The 17,641-nt window shown below is 64.3% G+C and carries 12 protein-coding genes; 4 read left to right on the top strand and 8 right to left on the bottom strand.

The window, feature by feature from the left end:
* Nucleotides 1-46: 46 nt before the first annotated feature.
* Nucleotides 47-1,432, bottom strand: coding sequence for an MATE family efflux transporter (locus C8J98_RS02295; RefSeq protein ID WP_107910514.1), 1,386 nt, complete (start codon nucleotides 1,430-1,432; stop codon nucleotides 47-49).
* 86 nt (nucleotides 1,433-1,518) lie between these two features.
* Here C8J98_RS02295 and C8J98_RS02300 point away from each other — a divergent pair, with 86 nt between their 5' ends.
* The 3 genes from C8J98_RS02300 (at nucleotide 1,519) to tal (ending at nucleotide 6,288) form a co-directional block, all read left to right on the top strand.
* Nucleotides 1,519-2,691 (top strand): DUF3667 domain-containing protein, encoded by a 1,173-nt coding sequence (locus tag C8J98_RS02300; protein WP_158272572.1) that lies wholly within the window; start codon nucleotides 1,519-1,521, stop codon nucleotides 2,689-2,691.
* 371 nt (nucleotides 2,692-3,062) lie between these two features.
* Nucleotides 3,063-5,237, top strand: a complete 2,175-nt coding sequence (locus tag C8J98_RS02305; RefSeq protein WP_107910516.1) for a primosomal protein N' — start codon at nucleotides 3,063-3,065, stop codon at nucleotides 5,235-5,237.
* A 97-nt stretch (nucleotides 5,238-5,334) separates the two neighbouring features.
* Nucleotides 5,335-6,288 carry a transaldolase gene (gene tal, locus C8J98_RS02310; RefSeq protein ID WP_107910518.1) on the top strand — a complete coding sequence of 318 codons (954 nt, stop codon included), beginning with the start codon at nucleotides 5,335-5,337 and terminating at the stop codon, nucleotides 6,286-6,288.
* Nucleotides 6,289-6,417: 129 nt separating this feature from the next.
* Here the strand turns inward: tal and C8J98_RS02315 are convergent, their stop codons facing one another.
* The 7 genes from C8J98_RS02315 to rpoH form a co-directional block, all read right to left on the bottom strand.
* Nucleotides 6,418-7,815: a coniferyl aldehyde dehydrogenase gene (locus C8J98_RS02315; protein ID WP_107910520.1), complete on the bottom strand. Its 1,398-nt coding sequence runs from the start codon at nucleotides 7,813-7,815 to the stop codon at nucleotides 6,418-6,420.
* Nucleotides 7,816-7,939: 124 nt separating this feature from the next.
* Complete coding sequence (locus tag C8J98_RS02320; protein WP_107910522.1) at nucleotides 7,940-9,385, bottom strand: efflux transporter outer membrane subunit; 1,446 nt, start codon at nucleotides 9,383-9,385, stop codon at nucleotides 7,940-7,942.
* Nucleotides 9,369-10,550: an efflux RND transporter periplasmic adaptor subunit gene (locus C8J98_RS02325; RefSeq protein ID WP_107910524.1), complete on the bottom strand. Its 1,182-nt coding sequence runs from the start codon at nucleotides 10,548-10,550 to the stop codon at nucleotides 9,369-9,371. Before C8J98_RS02325 ends, C8J98_RS02320 begins: the two co-directional genes overlap by 17 nt.
* Nucleotides 10,540-13,740, bottom strand: a complete 3,201-nt coding sequence (locus C8J98_RS02330) for an efflux RND transporter permease subunit (protein WP_107910526.1) — start codon at nucleotides 13,738-13,740, stop codon at nucleotides 10,540-10,542. Before C8J98_RS02330 ends, C8J98_RS02325 begins: the two co-directional genes overlap by 11 nt.
* A 79-nt stretch (nucleotides 13,741-13,819) precedes the next feature.
* Nucleotides 13,820-15,190, bottom strand: coding sequence for a HAMP domain-containing sensor histidine kinase (locus C8J98_RS02335; RefSeq protein ID WP_107910528.1), 1,371 nt, complete (start codon nucleotides 15,188-15,190; stop codon nucleotides 13,820-13,822).
* Complete coding sequence (locus C8J98_RS02340; RefSeq protein ID WP_107910530.1) at nucleotides 15,168-15,848, bottom strand: response regulator transcription factor; 681 nt, start codon at nucleotides 15,846-15,848, stop codon at nucleotides 15,168-15,170. The genes C8J98_RS02335 and C8J98_RS02340 overlap by 23 nt, the downstream gene beginning before the upstream one ends.
* A gap of 78 nt (nucleotides 15,849-15,926) precedes the next feature.
* Nucleotides 15,927-16,787, bottom strand: coding sequence for an RNA polymerase sigma factor RpoH (rpoH, locus tag C8J98_RS02345; RefSeq protein WP_046968926.1), 861 nt, complete (start codon nucleotides 16,785-16,787; stop codon nucleotides 15,927-15,929).
* A gap of 276 nt (nucleotides 16,788-17,063) precedes the next feature.
* Here rpoH and C8J98_RS02350 point away from each other — a divergent pair, with 276 nt between their 5' ends.
* Nucleotides 17,064-17,477, top strand: a complete 414-nt coding sequence (locus C8J98_RS02350) for a type II toxin-antitoxin system PemK/MazF family toxin (RefSeq protein WP_107910532.1) — start codon at nucleotides 17,064-17,066, stop codon at nucleotides 17,475-17,477.
* Nucleotides 17,478-17,641 lie beyond the last annotated feature (164 nt).

Consider the following 17,641-nt stretch of genomic DNA (forward strand, 5'->3'; position numbering starts at 1 on the left):
GGTTCCTCGAAGGTTGTGTCGAGCGTAACGCGTCGGCGCGACGGCATCACGTGTGGATTGGCAGGGGCGTCGATCCGGCATCTTCCGGCCAGCGGCCGGTGGCGCTGCTCCGCCAGAAGCGCAGGAAAAGGAGGATCGCCGCCATGCTCAGCCCGGCGATCAGACCCATCCACATGCCGCGCGCGCCCATGTCGTGGGGGAAAGCCAGCCACCAGCCCACCGGCACCCCCACCCCCCAGTACGCGAACATGGTGATGCCCATCGGCACCCGCGTGTCCTTCAGGCCACGCAAGGCGCCGTTGGAGGCGACCTGGATGCCATCGGAAAACTGGAAGAACCCGGCCAGGATCAACAGCTGCGAAGCCATGGCGATCACCGCCGGGTCGTTGGTGTAGAGACTGGCGATCGGGCCGGGCAGGAGCAGCATGGTTCCGGAAGAGACGAACTGGGTGACCAGCACCAGCGCTATGCCGGACATGCCGGCATAGCGCACGCCCTTGATATCGCGCCGTCCCGCAGCATTGCCGACGCGCACGGTGATAGCCATGGACAGGCCCAGCGGAATCATGAAGGCGACCGACGCGACGTTGAGCGCCACGTGATGGCTGGCTGTGACCGTTTCGCCGAGGCGGCCGATCATCAGGGCCACGGCGACGAACATACCCGCTTCCATCAACAGGGTGACTGCCATCGGCAGGCCGATGTTGAGCAACTGGCCGATCTTCGCCAGGTCAGGTTTCGCCATGCGCTGGCGCAGGTTGAGATCGCGGTAGTTGCGATGGTTGAAGACATAGATGGCGAAGCCGATCGTCTCCAGCCACAGCACGATCGCCGTGGCGATGCCGCTGCCGCGCGCACCCATGACCGGGAAACCCAGCTTGCCGTACATCAGCACGTAGCCCAGCGGCGCCAGGATGAGCAGGCCACCGAAGCTGAAGTACATCGACGGGCGTGGCATGGACAGGCCCTCGGACAGACCGCGCAAAGCGAAATAGGTGGTGAGCGCCGGCGCCGCGAAGCAGATCGCATGCAGGAAGGCCGTGACATCCGCGCGCATGGATTCCACCACGCCGAACAGCGCCATCAGCGGCGAGGCATGCCAGACGGCGAACGTCATGATCGCACCGAGAACCCAGGCGATATAGAGAGCCTGGTGGAAGATCACACCAACCTCGCCACGCCGACCTGCGCCGTCCAGCTGCGCCACGGTCGGCGGCACGGACATCATCGTGCCGAGCCCGAAGACGAGGGCGAGCACCCAGATATTCACACCGGTGACCACCGAGGCCTGCGTGTGTGCGCCCTGATGCCCGGCGAGCACCGCGTCGACGACGTTGGGCGCCATGGCGGAGAGCTGCGCGAAGATCATCGGGAGGGCCAGCCGGACGGTGGCGCCGATCTCGCGACGCGCGCGGGCACGGTCGAATGACATGGGGGAAAGCACGCAGGGAGGGCCGCCCATTGTAGCCGCCTGTCATGCCATCATCCGAATTCGTAAGGGGAAAACACGGGGTTATGATGAACGAACTGAAGCCGTCGCCCGTCCTGCTGTGTGCGAATTGCACCGCGGAGCTCCAGGGCGCCTTCTGTCACGACTGCGGCCAGTCCGTGAAAAGCGTGATCCAGCCGGTTTCGCACATGCTCGAGGACGCGGGAGACCTGTTCTTCCATCTCGACGAACGCATCGTGCACACCCTGCCGCCGCTTTACACGAAGCCGGGTTTCCTCACCCTGGAATACTTCTCCGGGCGGCGCGTGCGCTACATCGCACCCTTCCGCCTCATGTTCGTCTTCTGCCTGCTCGCCTTCTTCTTCATGCACCTGGCCATCGGCGATATGAAGGTCGGCGGCGTCGAGGGAACGGCGCCGCGCGATTCGATCGACGCGTTCGCCAGCGCGAAGACCGCCGGCGAAGTCCATACGCTCTACGAGGACCAGGTCCGCGAGGTGCGCACGGCACGCAACGATCCCAACTTGCCGGGCGCGGCCAAGGCAGGCCTCGGGGCCGCCGCAGCCTTGATCCGTGAGGCCGCGAACGCGCGGCTGGTGCAACTAAAGGCGCCCCCGATAACGGCCGAAGAGGGCGAGATCGCTCCAGCGGACGTGGCGAGCCGTGGCGAGGCCAAGGTCACCAAGATGTTCGGGAACAACCCCCAGATCGACGTCAGCTGGTTCCCTGACGCGTTGAACCGGCGACTCAACGTCGCTTTCGGCCACTTCCGGGCCAACTTCATCCCGATCCTGAACAAGGGGCCGGGCAAGGAGGAGGCCATTCACCGCATCCTCGATGGCTTCTTCTCGGTGCTGCCACAGACCATGTTCTTCATGATCCCGGTGTTCGCCCTGGTGCTGAAGCTGTTCTATGTGTTCCGGCGGCGGCTCTACATGGAACACCTCATCGTCAGCCTGCACAGCCACGCCTTTATCTTTATTTCCTTGCTCTTCCTGATGCTGCTCAGCTTCGCCAGGGAGGCTATCGGTCCCCGACTCGCCCTGGCAGGGACCGCCATCGGTTTTGTTCAGTTCGCCATGTGGGTCTGGATACCGATCTACCTGCTGATGATGCAGAAGCGCGTGTACCGGCAGGGATGGCCGATGACTATCCTGAAGTACTGGCTGATAGGCAGCGTCTATTTCTGGCTGCTATTGAGCGCCGTGATCATGGCCGCCGTCATCGGCATGACCCACTAGGATTTTTTCCTAGCCGACAAGTGGTTGTACACAGGCCCGGAGACGGCTTCGCTTTTGTCAAGGATTTATAGACGGCAGATGAACGGACCCGGCGACGCATTTTTAAGTCTTTGAAATATTGTCATATTTCAGTCTGGTTAAAATCTACCCAAGCTAACCCCAAGGGCCCAACCATGCGCCTTGGATGCCCTCCATCCGGAGCTCATCCACAGACTTATCCACAGGTCTTGTGGATAACACGGAAACCCCCTTCGGGGCGGGCACTTACCTCCGATTCCTCTTTTGGGGGATCTCAAATCAGTCCAAGCCTATGGCGCACTGGTCAATCATTGACCAGCGAAATCGGCATAGGTCGTTAAACTAGGGGTCGCATGACCGCCGTCTTCCGTGTCGCCTTACCGGTGCCCCTCCTTACCTTGTTCGATTACTTGCCTCCCGAGACAGGAATCGCGCAGGCGGGGTCGCGCGTGCGCGTACCGTTCGGGCGGGGCGAGATGGTCGGCGTGGTGATCGATCCGGCGGCCGAGGCGGCCGTGGGCGTGAAACGCCTCAAGCGGGTGAGCGAGGTCCTCGACGACGCGCCACTGCTCGACGCCGAACTCCTGGCCACCCTGGCCTGGGCGGCGGACTACTGGGCCGGCGCGCCCGGCGAGGCATTCGCCAACGCGCTGCCCCTGGCCTTGCGCGAGCCGCGGCCCTTGCCGGCGACCGGCCGGGAGGTCTGGGCGCTCACCACCCAGGGCCGCAGCGCCCGCGATGCGCGCAGCCGTAAGGGTGGCTCGGCCGCCTTGCTCGAGGCGCTCGTCGATGGCCCGCGTGCCGCCGACGAACTCGGCTTCGCCCTGCCGGGGTGGCGCGCCGCGGCACGTCGCCTGGTCGATGCAGGTCTGGTCGAAAAAATGGAGCTGGAAGAGACCTCCCTTCCCGCCACCCCCGCCCCCGGCCCGGCGCTGAGCGAGGAGCAAGCGGCTGCCGTCGCCGCGATGGGCGAAGGATTCGGCCGCTTCCAGCCTTATGTGCTCGACGGTGTCACCGGTAGCGGCAAGACCGAGGTCTACCTCGCGCTGATCGAGCGGGCGCTGGCCGATGGCAAGCAGACCCTGCTGCTGGTGCCGGAGATCGGCCTGGCACCACAGACGGTGCGTCGCCTGCGCGAGCGGCTCGGCGTCACGATCGAGGTACTGCATTCCAATCTCGCCGAAGGTGACCGCGCACGCGCATGGCTCCGGGCACGAAACGGTAGTGCCAAGGTCGTGCTCGGTACGCGCTCGGCGGTGTTCACGCCACTGCCTCATGCCGGCCTGATCATCGTCGACGAGGAACACGACGCTTCCTATAAGCAGCAGGAAGGCTTCCGTTACCACGCACGCGACCTGGCCCTCGTTCGTGCCCGCGCCCATGGTGTGCCGGTGGTGCTGGGCTCGGCCACGCCATCGCTGGAGACGCTGGGCAACGTCGAGGCGGGACGCTACCAGCGACTGGTCTTGCGCGGACGGCCCGGCGCCACCCAGTCGACCCGTGTGCAGATCGTCGACATGCGGGCCCAGCGTCTCGATCACGGCATGTCGCCCACCCTCATGAATGCCGTGGCCGCCTGTGTCGGGCGCGGCGAACAGGCGTTGGTCTTCCGTAACCGACGTGGTTACGCACCCGTGCTTCTTTGCTACGACTGCGGCTGGCACGCGGATTGTCCGCGCTGCGACCGGCCCATGACCCTCCACGCCGGTCGACGTCGGCTGATCTGTCACCACTGCGATAACACCATGGCGGTGCCGACCGCCTGCCCATCCTGCAAGTCGGCCAACATCAGTCCACAAGGCCAGGGAACCGAGCGCCTTGAAGAGGCGCTCACCGCGCGTTTTCCCGACGTGCCGGTGGTTCGCATCGACCGCGAGACAACCCGTCGGCGAGATGCCTTCGGTGAGATCCTCGACGGCCTGCGCGAAGACAAGCCGGCGATCCTTGTTGGCACGCAGATGCTGGCGAAGGGACACGACCTGCCCAACCTCACCCTGGTGGCCATCGTCGGCGTCGACGAAGGCCTCCACAGCGTGGACTTCCGCGCCGGCGAGCGCCTCGCACAGCTCGTGGTGCAGGTGGCCGGACGCGCCGGGCGGGCGAGCAAGCCGGGCAGCGTCCTGTTGCAGACGCACCATCCGGATCACCCCATGCTGCATTCGCTGCTGCGTGGTGGCTACGCCGCCGTGGCGACCGAATTGCTCGAGGAACGCCGGTTGCTGGAACTGCCGCCCTTCGCCCATCAGGTACTGCTTCGCGCCGACGCACTGGGTCGTACCGAGGTCGACGCCTTCCTGGCCCAGGCCCACGCCGCCATCGGACCGCCGGGCGATTTGCGTATCGCAGGGCCTATGCCCGCGCCGATGCCCCTGCGTGCCGGTCGCCACCGGGGCCAACTGCTGGTCGAGGCCGGCTCGCGCGCGCGCCTCCACACGTTCCTGCGGCCGTGGCAGCACGCTCTCATCGGCCTGCCCGAGGCACGCAAAGTGCGCTGGTCGCTCGACGTCGATCCGATCGACCTGTACTGACAGAACGCCGCGTTGCTGAACCGAAACCTTTGGATGCCTACACGCCGGGGGCAATCGGCGCGACAATAGGGGTCTCCCAGGTAACGGAAACCCCAACGTGACCACTCAGCTCGAACAACTGCGCAAGATCACCACCGTCGTAGCCGATACCGGCGACATCTCGGCCATTGCCAAGTACAAGCCGGAAGACGCGACCACCAACCCGTCACTGCTGCTGAAGGCGGCCGGTATCCCGACGTACTCGGGCTACATCGACGAGGCCGTGCAGTGGGCCAAGGGTCAGGGCAACAACCGCGAGCAGCAGCTCGTCGACGCCAGCGACCGTCTCGCCGTGCTCGTCGGCCGCGAAATCCTGAAGATCGTCCCGGGCAAGGTCTCCACCGAAGTGGATGCGCGCCTCTCGTTCGACACCAGCGCCTCGATCGACAAAGCCAAGCGCCTGATCGGCTTCTACGACGAACTGGGCATCAAGAAAGAGCGCATCCTGATCAAGCTCGCCTCCACGTGGGAAGGCATCCGCGCCGCGGAAAAGCTGCAGAAGGAAGGCATCAACTGCAACCTCACGCTGCTCTTCAGCTTCGAACAGGCCGTGGCCTGCGCCGAAGCCGGCGTGTTCCTCATCTCGCCGTTCGTCGGTCGCATCTACGACTGGTATGTCGCCAACACGGACAAGAAGACCTACGCACCGGCTGAAGATCCGGGCGTACAGTCGGTCCGTCGCATCTACGACTGGTACAAGCTGCACGGCTTCGAAACCGTCGTCATGGGCGCGAGCTTCCGCAACATCGGCCAGATCCAGGCCCTCGCCGGCTGCGACCGCCTGACGATCGCCCCGGACCTGCTGAAGGAACTGGACGAGAACACCGGCGACCTGCCGATTGCCCTGAAGGACACCGGTGCGAAGGAAGCCAAGCCGGCCAAGCTCGACGAGGCAAAGTTCCGCTGGGGCCACAATGAAAACGCGATGGCTACCGACAAGCTCGGCGAAGGCATTCGCAAGTTCGCGGCCGACCAGCGCAAGCTGGAAGAACTGCTGGGTGCGAAGCTCTAAGTCTCGCTTCAAGGTGTCACGAAAAAGGGGCCTCACGGCCCCTTTTTTTGTTTGTTGTAGGAGCCGCTTCAGCGGCGATGGCGCTGCGGCAACCTGGATATCGCCGCTGAAGCGGCTCCTACAGAAGTCTCATCGACGGATCTTAAAGCTCAGTAATCGGTCTACCACCTTTCCATACGGCGGTCGCAGCATTGCCGAGATGTCGAAGCGCGCCTGCCGATAGACCGAGCGCGCATGGCTGAAGGTACGAAAGCCATCGACGCCGTGATACGCGCCCATACCCGACGGACCGATGCCGCCGAAAGGCAGCTCGTCCATGGTCAGGTGCAGGATGGTGTCGTTGATGGTCACGCCACCGACTACCGTGCGTGCAAGCACGCGCTCCTGCTCGGCCCGGTCGTTGCCGAAGTAGTACAGGCTCAGCGGACGCGCGTGCGCGTTGATGTGCGCGATGGCGGCGTCGACACCGTCGTACGGGATGAAAGGAAGAAGAGGCCCGAAGATTTCCTCGCGCATCACGTCCATGGTGGCATTCGCGTCCAATACGACGGTCGGCGCGATGCGGCGGTCGTCGAACGCTTCGTCCGTTCGCCCGAGCACGCGCAGCGTCGCTCCCTTGGTCCTCGCATCGTCGAGATAACCGAGCAGCCGTGCGTGATGGCGCTCGTTGACGATGGAGGTGTAATCGGGGTTGTCGCGTAGCGTGGGAAACATGCCGGCCACGGCGCGCTGCAGGGCATCGACGAATGCCTCCACGCGATCCCGCGGCACCAGTGCATAGTCTGGTGCGACGCACACCTGTCCTGCGTTGAGCGTCTTGCCGAACATCAATCGTTTCGCGGCGAGATCGAAGTCCGCGTCGCGTCCGACAATGGCTGGTGACTTGCCGCCAAGCTCCAGCGTCACCGGCACCAGGTGGTCCGCGGCGGCACGCATGACGTGCCGCGCCACCGATGTTGCACCGGTAAAGATCAGGTGATCGAACGGCAACGCGGAGAACTGCTCGCCGACATCGCTACCGCCGGTGATCACCGTGAGCTCGGTCTCATCGAAGGCCTCCGCGACCATGCGTTGCATCAGCACGGACGAGCGTGGCGTGAACTCCGAGGGCTTGATCATCGCGCGGTTGCCCGCGGCAAGGATGCCAGCGAGTGGACCGAAGGTGAGATTGAACGGGAAATTCCACGGCGAGATCAGGCCAATGACCCCCTTGGGCTGGTAGTCGACCCAGGCGCGTGCACCAAGCAGCGCGAGCACAGCCGGCGACACCTTGCGTGGGTCGCGACGCATCCAGCGGCGCACGTGTTTCTTCGCGTGCTTGAGCGGCTCGATGGACCCTGCGACGTCGGTGATCAGCGAGCCCTGTATGGAGCGATGGCCAAAGTCGTCGCGTAGCGCTTCGGCGATCTCGGTCGCATGATCGACCAGGAGGCCGATGGCACGATCGAGGCGATCGATGCGGACAGCCGCCGACGGCGAGCCGTCGGTCAGCTGAGCGAGCTTCTGGCGTTCGAGGATGGCCTGCATGGCGCCGAGTGTACGGCGCCACAGGTGGCTTTGTGTGGGAGCCGATTCATCGGCGATAGGCGCTACGGCGTCTCCGCTCCGTTGGCTTTCGCCGATGAATCGGCTCCTACAACAGCATCACGCCTTATGCCTGGGACCAGCCGCCGCCGAGGGCGCGGATCAGCTGGACGCTGGCGCGCAACTGGCGGGTTTCGAGGTCGATCACGCTGCGGCGGGCATCGAGGGCTGCCGTCTGTGCCTGTACTACGTCGAGATAGCCGACGGCGCCGTTGCGATAGCGATCCAGGGAGAGATCGACGGACCGTTGTGCCGCATCGGCGGCAGCACGCTGGTCGGTGAGTGCCGCACCGAGATCACGCAGCAGGACGAGGTTGTCCTCGACCTGGGCGAAGGCATTGAGCACCACGTCGCGATACTTCGCGCCGGCCTCGTCCGTCGCCGCCTTGGCGGCATCGACAACGGCCTTGCGACGGCCGCCGTCAAACACGCTCAGAAGCAGCGTCGGTCCGATCGCCCAGAAACGGTTCGGCGCGGTCGCGATGCTGCCCCACACGTCGCTCTGCCAACCACCCTGCGCATCGAGCGTCAGCTGCGGGAAGTATGCCGATCGTGCGACACCCACACGGGCGTTCGCTTCGGCTGTGCGCCGTTCGGCTGCCGCGATGTCAGGACGACGCTGGAGGATCACCGAGGGCACATCGAGCGGAATCGTCGGCACCTTGACCTGCGCATCGTTGGTCGCGAGGTTGAACGTCGACGCGGAATCACCGACGAGCACCGCGATCGCATGCTGGATCAGCGCGCGTTGCGCCTGCGCCTGGGTAAGCTGCGAGCGCGCGTTGGAAAGCTGTGTCTGCGCGCGAGCTACGTCGAGACCGGACGAAATACCGCCGTCGTGACGCGACTGCGTGAGCTCGAGCGCACGACTGAACGCAACGATGGTCTCGTTGAGCACCTTGACCTGACGATCCAGCCCGTTGAGCTGCAGGTAGTTGTCGGCCAGCTGGGCCTGCAGGCTCAGGCGCACCGAGGCAAGGTCAGCCGCGGAGGCGGCCTGTTCGGCGGTGCCGGCGGCCACGGAGTCGCGCACGCGCCCCCACAGGTCGACTTCATAGTCTGCCTGCGCACCGATGGTGTATGAGCTATACGTCGCCGGCGAGGTGGTACCGCGAAGCGGACGCGTGTCCGATTCGCGATCGCGCTGGCCATTGGCATTCAACCCCAGGGTCGGGAAGAGCCCCGAGCGCACCTGCCGGGTGAAGGCTTCGGACTGCTCGTAGTGGGCAAGCGCGACAGCGAGGCTGGCATTGTTTGCGATCAGCTTCGTCTGCAGGCCATCCAGACGCGGGTCACCATACAGTTTCCACCATGCATCGCGGTCGAGATGGTCTGCCGGCTTCGCTTCCGCCCACGGAGAATTCGCGTTGGCGTACTGGTCGGCCACCGGTACGTCGGGGACCTTATAGGTCGGCGCGAGCGAGCACGCCGAAAGTCCGAGCGAAACCAGGGTGGCGAGCGCACCTGCCCGGTACGAGCGGGAGCCGCTTGCGGAATCAGGCCTTCGGAGCATGGTCGCCTTCCGCCGTCTTCTTCGGCGCGCTGATGCGCACGGTATCGCCATCGGCCAGGCCATCGGGCGGGCTTTCGATCAGGCGGTCGCCAGCGGCGATGCCCGAGCCCAGCTGGATCGTCTTGCCGAAGTCGCGCGTGATGGTCACGTCCTTGAACTTCACCTTGTTCTGCGCATCGACCAAGGCCACACGCAGACCCTTCTCGTCATAGACGAGGGCACTCGCAGGGACGCTGAGCAGGGCGGCGTTCGCCGGAAGATCGAAGGTCACGCTGGCGTAGCTACCCGGGAGCAGCTTGCCGTCCTTGTTGTCGACGGCAACCTGGACCAGGGTGGTACCGGAGGCCGCGTTGATTGCCGCGGACGAGGTTTCGATGTTGCCAGTGAAGGTCTGTCCCGGGTACTCAGGCACGGTGAGCCTGACTGCTTCACCCGCCTTGATCGCCGGCGCGTAGTTCTGCGGCACGTTGACATACATGCGCAGCTTGCGCGTATCCGACACCACGAAGAGCTCCTGCCCACCGCCACCGGCGTTGATCAGGGCGCCGACATCGGTCTCACGTGCGGTCACGGTACCGTCGAACGGGGCCGTCAGTTTGGCGAATCCCTTCAGTGCCTGGATGCGTTCGAGGTTCGCCTGTGCAGCGGCGGCAAGGGCGTGCTTGGCGTCGTAGTCGCCGGTCTTCTCGTCGACTTCCTGCTTGGAAACCGAGTCGGAGTCGCGCATGTCTTGCCAGCGCTTTGCCGTGGTCTGTGCCAGCGCTTCGTTGGCGCGTGCGCTGGCGAGGTCCGCCTTGGCCTGGAGCAGTTGCTGGTCGAGGTCGGGCGTCTCGATCTCACCGAGGATCTCGCCGGCCTTCACTTTCTGGCCGATGTCCGCCTTCCAGTACTTCAGGTAACCACTGGTGCGCGCAAAGATCGGCGCGCGGGCATAGGCCTGGAGCCGACCCGGGAGGTTCAGGTCACCACCGCCCTGGCCGCCAAGCGGCGCAACCACGTTGACGGTCGGCGTGGCCTGCTCGTCGGTCCAGTCACGGAGTTTGCGCGAGTCATTGGCGCGGGTGGCGACACCGGCCACGACGATCGCGAGGAGCACGATGCCGGCGATGATGCCGGCCAGGCGGAGTCGGCGCGGCGGCGGAGTGTGCAGGGATTCAGGAGACATGGACGGGCTCCCCGGGACGGGCCGGGCTGTGGGACGGGTGACCACGACGGGCGTGGATCATGCTGAAGACAATGGGGACGAAGAACAGCGTGGCGACCGTTGCAAAGACCAGGCCACCGATCACGGCGCGACCGAGCGGCGCGTTCTGCTCGCCGCCTTCGCCGAGGCCGAGTGCCATCGGCGCCATGCCAATGATCATCGCCAGCGCGGTCATGAGCACGGGACGGAAGCGCACGAAACCACCTTCGAGCGCAGCGGCCGTCGCATCGCCGAGTTCATCGAGGCGCTCGCGACAGAAGCTCACCACCAGGATCGAGTTCGCCGTCGCCACGCCCATGCACATGATGGCGCCGGTCAATGCGGGGACGGACAACGTGGTGTGCGTCGCGAACAGCATCCAGATGATGCCGGCGATAGCGGCCGGCAGCGCCGTCACGATCACGAACGGATCGCTCCACGACTGGAAGTTCACCACGATGAGCAGGTAGATCAGCACGATCGCGCCGAGCAGGCCGAAGATCAGGCCGGAGAACGCGCTGTTCATCGTCTGCACCTGGCCGAGCAGCGCAGTAGTGGACGCCTTCGGCAGGAACTTCTTGTTCGCCTCGATGATCTTCTGGATATCCGTGGCCACGGCACCAAGATCGCGATCCTGCGTGGTCGCGTAGATCTCGACCATGGACTGGATGTTGTACTGGCTCACCACGGCATTGGTCGCGGTGCGTGACACGTGTGCAATGCCACCGAGGATCTGCGACCCCGCCTGGCCCGCACTCGCGCTGATCGGCACATTCTCCAGGTCGGGCAGGCTATCGAGGCTGTACTGCGGCGTCTGGATCACGATCGGATACGACACACCATTCTGCGGATTCAGCCAGAAGGTCGGCGCGATCTGACTGGAGCCGGCAAGGTTCACACCCAGGCTGTTGGTCACGTCACGCTCGGTGATACCCACTTGCTGCGCGCGGCTGCGATCCACGTCGATATTCAAGCCAGGGCTGGCCTGCGACTGCTGGATACGTGCATCGGCCACACCGGGCACGCGACGAATCTCGCGCAGCAGTCGATCCGCGTAAGTGAAGTTGCCGGCGAGGTTCGGGCCACGCACCTGCAAATCGATGGGCGCGGGCGAGCCGAAGTTGAGGATCTGGCTGATGATGTCTGCCGGCGGGAAGGAGAAGGTGGTGCCGGGGAACTCACGCGGCAGCTTCTCGCGCAAGGTTCGCACGTAATCCGCCGTCGGCGCATGGCCTTCGTTCAGCGCAATCTGGATATCGCCATCCTGCGAACCGATGGTGCCGGTGTTGTTGTACGTGTTGTTGATGCCCGAAGACGACAGGCCCATGTTGTCGACCACGGTGCCCAACTCATTCTTCGGAATGATCCGCCGGACCGAGTCGGTCACTTCGGCGAAGAGGCGCGCGCTTTCTTCGACGCGCGTACCGACCGGAGAACGCACGTGCATCAGGATCTGGCCGGAATCGACCGCCGGGAAGAAGTTCCGACCCAGCATCGGCACCAGTGCGAAGGTGAGCACCACGAACACCATGAAGCCGATCGTGAACACCTTGCGGTGATGCAGCGCCAGTTCGAGCAGGCCATGATAGCTGGCACGGATTTTCTCGAAGCGTGCCTCGAAGCCCCGCTGGAAGCGTACCAGTGGATTGCGCGACGGCTTCTTGCCTTCGCCGTGGGGATCGTCGTGCGAATGCGGATGAAGCAGGTACTTCGCCATCGTCGGCACCAGGGTGCGCGAGAGGATGAACGAAGCAATCATGGCGAACATCACCGCTTCGGCCATGGGCACGAAGAGGAATCGCGCGACACCGTTGAGAAAGAACATCGGCACGAACACGATGCAGATACACAGCAGCGAGACGAAAGCCGGCGTGACGATCTGCGCGGCACCGTCGAGGATCGCGGTTTCGACGTCCTTGCCCTGCTCGAGATGCCAGTTGATGTTCTCGATGGTCACCGTGGCATCGTCGACGAGGATGCCGACGGCGAGCGCCAGGCCGCCGAGCGTCATGATGTTCATCGTCTCGCCGAACGCCGACAGCGCAGCGATCGAGCCGAGAATCGCGAGCGGGATCGACGTGGCGATGATCACGGTCGAGCGCCAGCTACCGAGGAACAGCAGGATCATCAGGCTGGTGAGCGCAGCAGCGATGATGCCCTCGCGCGCCACGCCTTCAATGGCAGCGCTGACGAAGAGTGACTGGTCACCGATGGGCGCGATCTTCAGGTTGGGCGGCAGCGCGTCCTTCATCGCCGCGACGCGCTCCTTGATGCCGGCGATGATCGCCAGCGTCGAGGCGGAGCCATTCTTGAGCACCGTCATCAGCACCGAGCGGTCGCCGTTGACGTGCACGATATTGGTCTGCGGCGGCGCGCCGTCGCGCACGTGGGCCACGTCGCGAATGAATACGGTAGCGCCGTTGACACTCTTGATCGGCAGGTTGCCGAGCTCATCGATATCCGACGGCGAGTTGTTGAGCTGCAGCGTGTACTCGTACTGGCCGATCTTCTGCGTACCGACCGGCGTAATCAGGTTCTGCGCTGCCAGTGCGTTTGCCACGTCCTGCGCCGATAGCCCACGCGCCTGGAGCGCCGGCGGGTCGATGTCGATCTGCACCTGGCGCGTCTTGCCGCCAAAGGGGAACGGAATGGCCGCACCGGCCACCGAGGTCAGCTGCGGGCGAATGATATTGAGGCCAAGATCGCCCAGGTTCTGCTCGGTCAGCCCCTCACCCGACAAGGCCAGCTGGATGATCGGCACCGTCGACGCGTTGTAGTTGAGGATCAGTGGTGGTGTCGTACCAGCGGGCAACTGACGCAACAGCGTCTGCGCCACGGCGGTCACCTGCGCGTTGGCCGTACGGATGTCGACGGTGGGCTGGAAGAAGATCTTGATGATACCGAAGCCGTTGATCGAGCTGGCTTCGATATGCTCCACGTCGTTCACCGTCGTGGTGAGCACGCGCTCGAACGGCGAGGACACCCGACCTGCCATCTGATCCGGCGGCAGGCCGTTGTACTGCCACACCACGGCGATCACGGGGATCTTGATGTCGGGGAAAATGTCGGTCGGCGTACGCAAGGCCGCAAGCGGCCCGACGATAAGGATCAGCAGAGCGAGAACGACAAATGTATACGGTCGCGAAAGTGCGATCCGGACGATGCCAATCATGAGGGACGGATTCCGAGCGCGATGTTGCGTCGCGGCGAATTCTGCGCCCGTACCTTCCGTCGGCGTAGTTAAGAATTATTTAGGTGGCCGGACACACCACGGAGAAGACTGCGCCCTTCTCGGTTCCACCCACCGACAGCGAGTAGCCGTGCAGGCGCACGATAGCGCTGACGATCGCCAGGCCCAGGCCACAGCCGGGCTTCGTCCGCGTCTCATCGCTGCGATAGAACCGGCGGAACACAGCCTCGCGTTCGTTCGGCGGAATGCCCGGGCCCGTGTCGGCGACGTCGATCCGCGCGTCGCCGGTCGGATCGGTGCTCGCGACCAGACGTACGGAACCACCGTCAGGGGTGAACTTGATGGCGTTGCCGACGAGGTTCGCGAAGGCTTCGAACATCAGTTGCGGATCGCCGCGCAACGGCGGCAACCGACCGACTTCCAGCTCGAAGACCTGGCCGCGATCTTCCGCCAACGGCGCGTAAAACTCGTGCACGTTGCGTAATACGCCACCAAGGTCGAGGGTTTCGAAGCACGCGCTGCGCTGGCGATCCTCGAGCTCGGACACCCTCAGCAACGCGCGGAAGCGCGACAGCACGGTGTCGATCTCGGCCACGCACGCGTCCAGCTGATCGCCTTCGGGCTTGCCGTCGAACTGCTGTTGCAGACGGTACAGCCGCGTGCGCATGCGCGTGAGCGGCGTACGCAGGTCATGGGCGATGTTGTCGGTCACGCCCTTGACCTCGCCCAGCAGCCGCTCGATTTCGCCCAATGTCGTGTTCACCGTGGACGCAAGTAGATCGACTTCGTCGCCGCCGCGCGTCACGGGCAACCGCACGCTGAGATCACCTTCGCGAATCGGCTCCATCGCCTGCTGGATCGCACGAATGCGGCGCGCGGGCCCACGTGCGATGAGGATGCCGCCGAGGACACCCGGGATGAGGGTCAGTGAAAGGCCCCATAGCAGACCACGGCGGATGATTGCGCCGACGCCATCGATCGTCGCGCTTTCCTTGGCAACGACCAACCGGTCGCCGTCGGGCAGCAAGCGCGTCACGCCACGCACGCGCGTCGGCGTATTGCGTTTCGGATCGACAAGGCTCGCTTGTATCGAGCGGACGACGCCGTCTTCGGTCAGATCCTGGGGCACGGCGTCGATATTGCCGGCGATACGCTTGCCCTGCGGGTCGAACAGGCCGACCCACATGAAACCCTGCACGTCGATCTGGCTGGCTGCTTCCACGGTATCGGGAAGGCGGCGCGGATCGGTGCCTTCCAGGTAATGGATGCGCGCGGCGAGCATGCCATCGACGACCCTGGACAGGTAACGCGAAGACTCCCACTGGACGACGCCCAGCAGCACCACGCACCAGATGGCGAAAAGCGCGCCGTAGATGAGAATCAGGCGCGACGTGGAGGAACGCCAGGCGTCAATCAGCGGGCGCAATGACATACCCCGAGCCGCGCACCGTACGGATGAGCGGCACCTGGCCGGCGCCGTCGATCTTTCGACGGAGGCGGCCGATATGGACATCGATCACGTTGGTACCCGGATCGAAATGGAAACCCCACACATGCTCGAAGATCATCTGGCGCGTCACCACCTGGCCGGCGTTGCGCATGAGGAACTCAAGAAGGCGGAATTCGGTAGGCAACAGGGTCAGCGGCTGACCGTTGCGCAAAGCGTTATGGCGAACCAGGTCGAGTTCGAGATCGGAAACACGCAGCCGGTTGCTGTTGGCGCTGGGTTGCCGACGGCGCAGCAGGACTTCCGCGCGTGCGGCCAGTTCATCCGGCGAGAACGGCTTGGTCAGGTAGTCGTCGCCCCCGGCGCGCAAGCCGCGGACGCGTTCGTCCACATCGGACAAGGCGCTGATCATCAGCACCGGCGTATCCACCGAGCGCTCGCGCAGGGCGAGCACCACATCGATCCCGTCCATGCCCGGGAGCATGCGGTCGAGGGTGATGATGTCGAAGCCGTCTTCAAGGGCACGCGCAAGACCGTCGCGCCCATTGGCCACCCACTCGGCTGTAAGGCCGTGCGCACCCAGCTCCGCGACGATGTCGCGGGCGGTGACTTCATCATCTTCGATGACCAGTGCCCTGGGCATCCTCTGTACTCCGTAGGGAAACAACGGAAAACGGCCCCACCAGGGGGGCCGTTCCGGATCTTACGCCCAACGACCCACTCAGGCGGCGATGGCGACGCGCATCTTCTTCATGGCGTTCGCTTCGATCTGGCGGATGCGTTCGGCGGAAACACCGTATTCATCGGCAAGATCCTGCAGCGTGGCCTTGTTGTCTTCGGCCAGCCAGCGGCGCTGGATGATGTCACGCGAGCGGGCGTCCAGGTTGCCGAGCGCCGACGACAGCGCGCCCATCTGGTTCTTGCTCGCGTCTTCTTCGGCGAGGTTGTCATACGGATCCGCACCTTCGTCGACGAGGAAGGCAGCCGGTGCCGGCTTGTCGTCGTCATCGGCGTCGGCCGGAGCCTCGAAGCCGACGTCACGACCGGACAGACGCGATTCCATCTCGCGGACGGTCGCCTCGGGCACGCCCAGGTCCTGGGCGACCACGCGGACTTCCTCGGCATTCATCCAACCCAGGCGCTTCTTGCTCTTGCGCAGGTTGAAGAACAGCTTGCGCTGGGCCTTGGTGGTGGCCACTTTCACGATGCGCCAGTTGCGCAGGATGAACTCGTGCATTTCGGCACGGATCCAGTGAACCGCGAAACTGACCAGACGAACGCCCTGATCCGGGTCGAAGCGCTTCACGGCTTTCATCAGGCCGATGTTGCCTTCCTGGATGAGGTCCGAGAGCTGCAGGCCGTAGCCGTTGTAGCCACGGGCCACGTGGACCACGAAACGCAGGTGGGACATAACGAGCTGCTTGGCGGCGTCGAGATCGGCGTCGTCACGGAAGCGGCGCGCCAGCGACTGCTCCTCGTCAAGGCTGAGCACCGGGATGCGATGGACCGCCGAGATGTAGGAATCCAGACTGCCAACGACGCTCGGGAGCCCGTAGTTACGGGTGGCGAGGACCTGAGACATGTGTGGAACCTCCTGAAAACTGGTGTGCAGATTAGCAGTCCCGAAGTGAGAGTGCTAAGCCATGCCGAAGTTCATATCGGTTAACTGTACGCTATGGTACAGAAATTGATCCGGCATGTCCAGAGGGGGTACCCGGGTGTTCAGGAGGCAGACGGCTCCCCGGCCGCGGAGTGAGCGGCGACAGGGGTGTCGACGAGGCTATGTGGCCGTCGTGCCTACAGTTATTGGGGCTGGGGGCTGGCTTTAAAGGGAAAGCGGGCAACCTAACGTAGACCAATGGCCCTCGCCTTTCCGCCCGATCCAGGCACCGTCGTCATCTGCCGCTTCCCGGCGGCGGGGACGGTCGTCGGTGCTGAAATGGTCAAAATCCGTCCCGCCGTGGTTGTGGGGCGGGCCCTGCAAGGCAGACGAGGGCTAGTCAACATCGTTCCCATAAGCATGACGGCTCCGGCCAGGCGTCGTCTCTGGCATGTCCCCGTTTCGGTGGCGGCAATGCCTCCCGGCTGGCGGGAGAAGCCAGGCGCCCGATGGGCGAAGTGCGACATGCTCACGGTGGTCAGTCTCGAACGGCTAAGCCTCTCCGCTTCAGCGCGCCACGGCGGCCACCGTCGGTTTGGCGAGGATCGAGTGGATGCGGCCACCATGGACGGCATTCGTCGCGCCATCGCTTATATGTTCGAACTTTTCTGAAAAATAGGGTTTGCGCGCTGATTATGTTGCTTGTTAGGCGTCCAGCAATTAACTTGCACTCGTCCGTCGGCAATAGCCGATCTCAAGACCTCGGTGAGACCTTCGGGTGGCAGCCGCGGCAGGCCGAATGTGCGATGACAAGCACCTCGGATCCTAAACTGGCC

The organism is Luteibacter sp. OK325 (assembly GCF_003050935.1).
Lineage (GTDB): Bacteria > Pseudomonadota > Gammaproteobacteria > Xanthomonadales > Rhodanobacteraceae > Luteibacter.

Coding starts and splice junctions, on each gene's coding strand:
- C8J98_RS02295 (WP_107910514.1), bottom strand. CDS start 1,432: ATGTCATTCGACCGTGCCCGCGCGCGTCGCGAGATCGGCGCCACCGTC.
- C8J98_RS02300 (WP_158272572.1), top strand. CDS start 1,519: ATGAACGAACTGAAGCCGTCGCCCGTCCTGCTGTGTGCGAATTGCACC.
- C8J98_RS02305 (WP_107910516.1), top strand. CDS start 3,063: ATGACCGCCGTCTTCCGTGTCGCCTTACCGGTGCCCCTCCTTACCTTG.
- C8J98_RS02315 (WP_107910520.1), bottom strand. CDS start 7,815: ATGCAGGCCATCCTCGAACGCCAGAAGCTCGCTCAGCTGACCGACGGC.
- C8J98_RS02320 (WP_107910522.1), bottom strand. CDS start 9,385: ATGCTCCGAAGGCCTGATTCCGCAAGCGGCTCCCGCTCGTACCGGGCA.
- C8J98_RS02325 (WP_107910524.1), bottom strand. CDS start 10,550: ATGTCTCCTGAATCCCTGCACACTCCGCCGCCGCGCCGACTCCGCCTG.
- C8J98_RS02330 (WP_107910526.1), bottom strand. CDS start 13,740: ATGATTGGCATCGTCCGGATCGCACTTTCGCGACCGTATACATTTGTC.
- C8J98_RS02335 (WP_107910528.1), bottom strand. CDS start 15,190: ATGTCATTGCGCCCGCTGATTGACGCCTGGCGTTCCTCCACGTCGCGC.
- C8J98_RS02340 (WP_107910530.1), bottom strand. CDS start 15,848: ATGCCCAGGGCACTGGTCATCGAAGATGATGAAGTCACCGCCCGCGAC.
- rpoH (WP_046968926.1), bottom strand. CDS start 16,787: ATGTCTCAGGTCCTCGCCACCCGTAACTACGGGCTCCCGAGCGTCGTT.
- C8J98_RS02350 (WP_107910532.1), top strand. CDS start 17,064: ATGGCCCTCGCCTTTCCGCCCGATCCAGGCACCGTCGTCATCTGCCGC.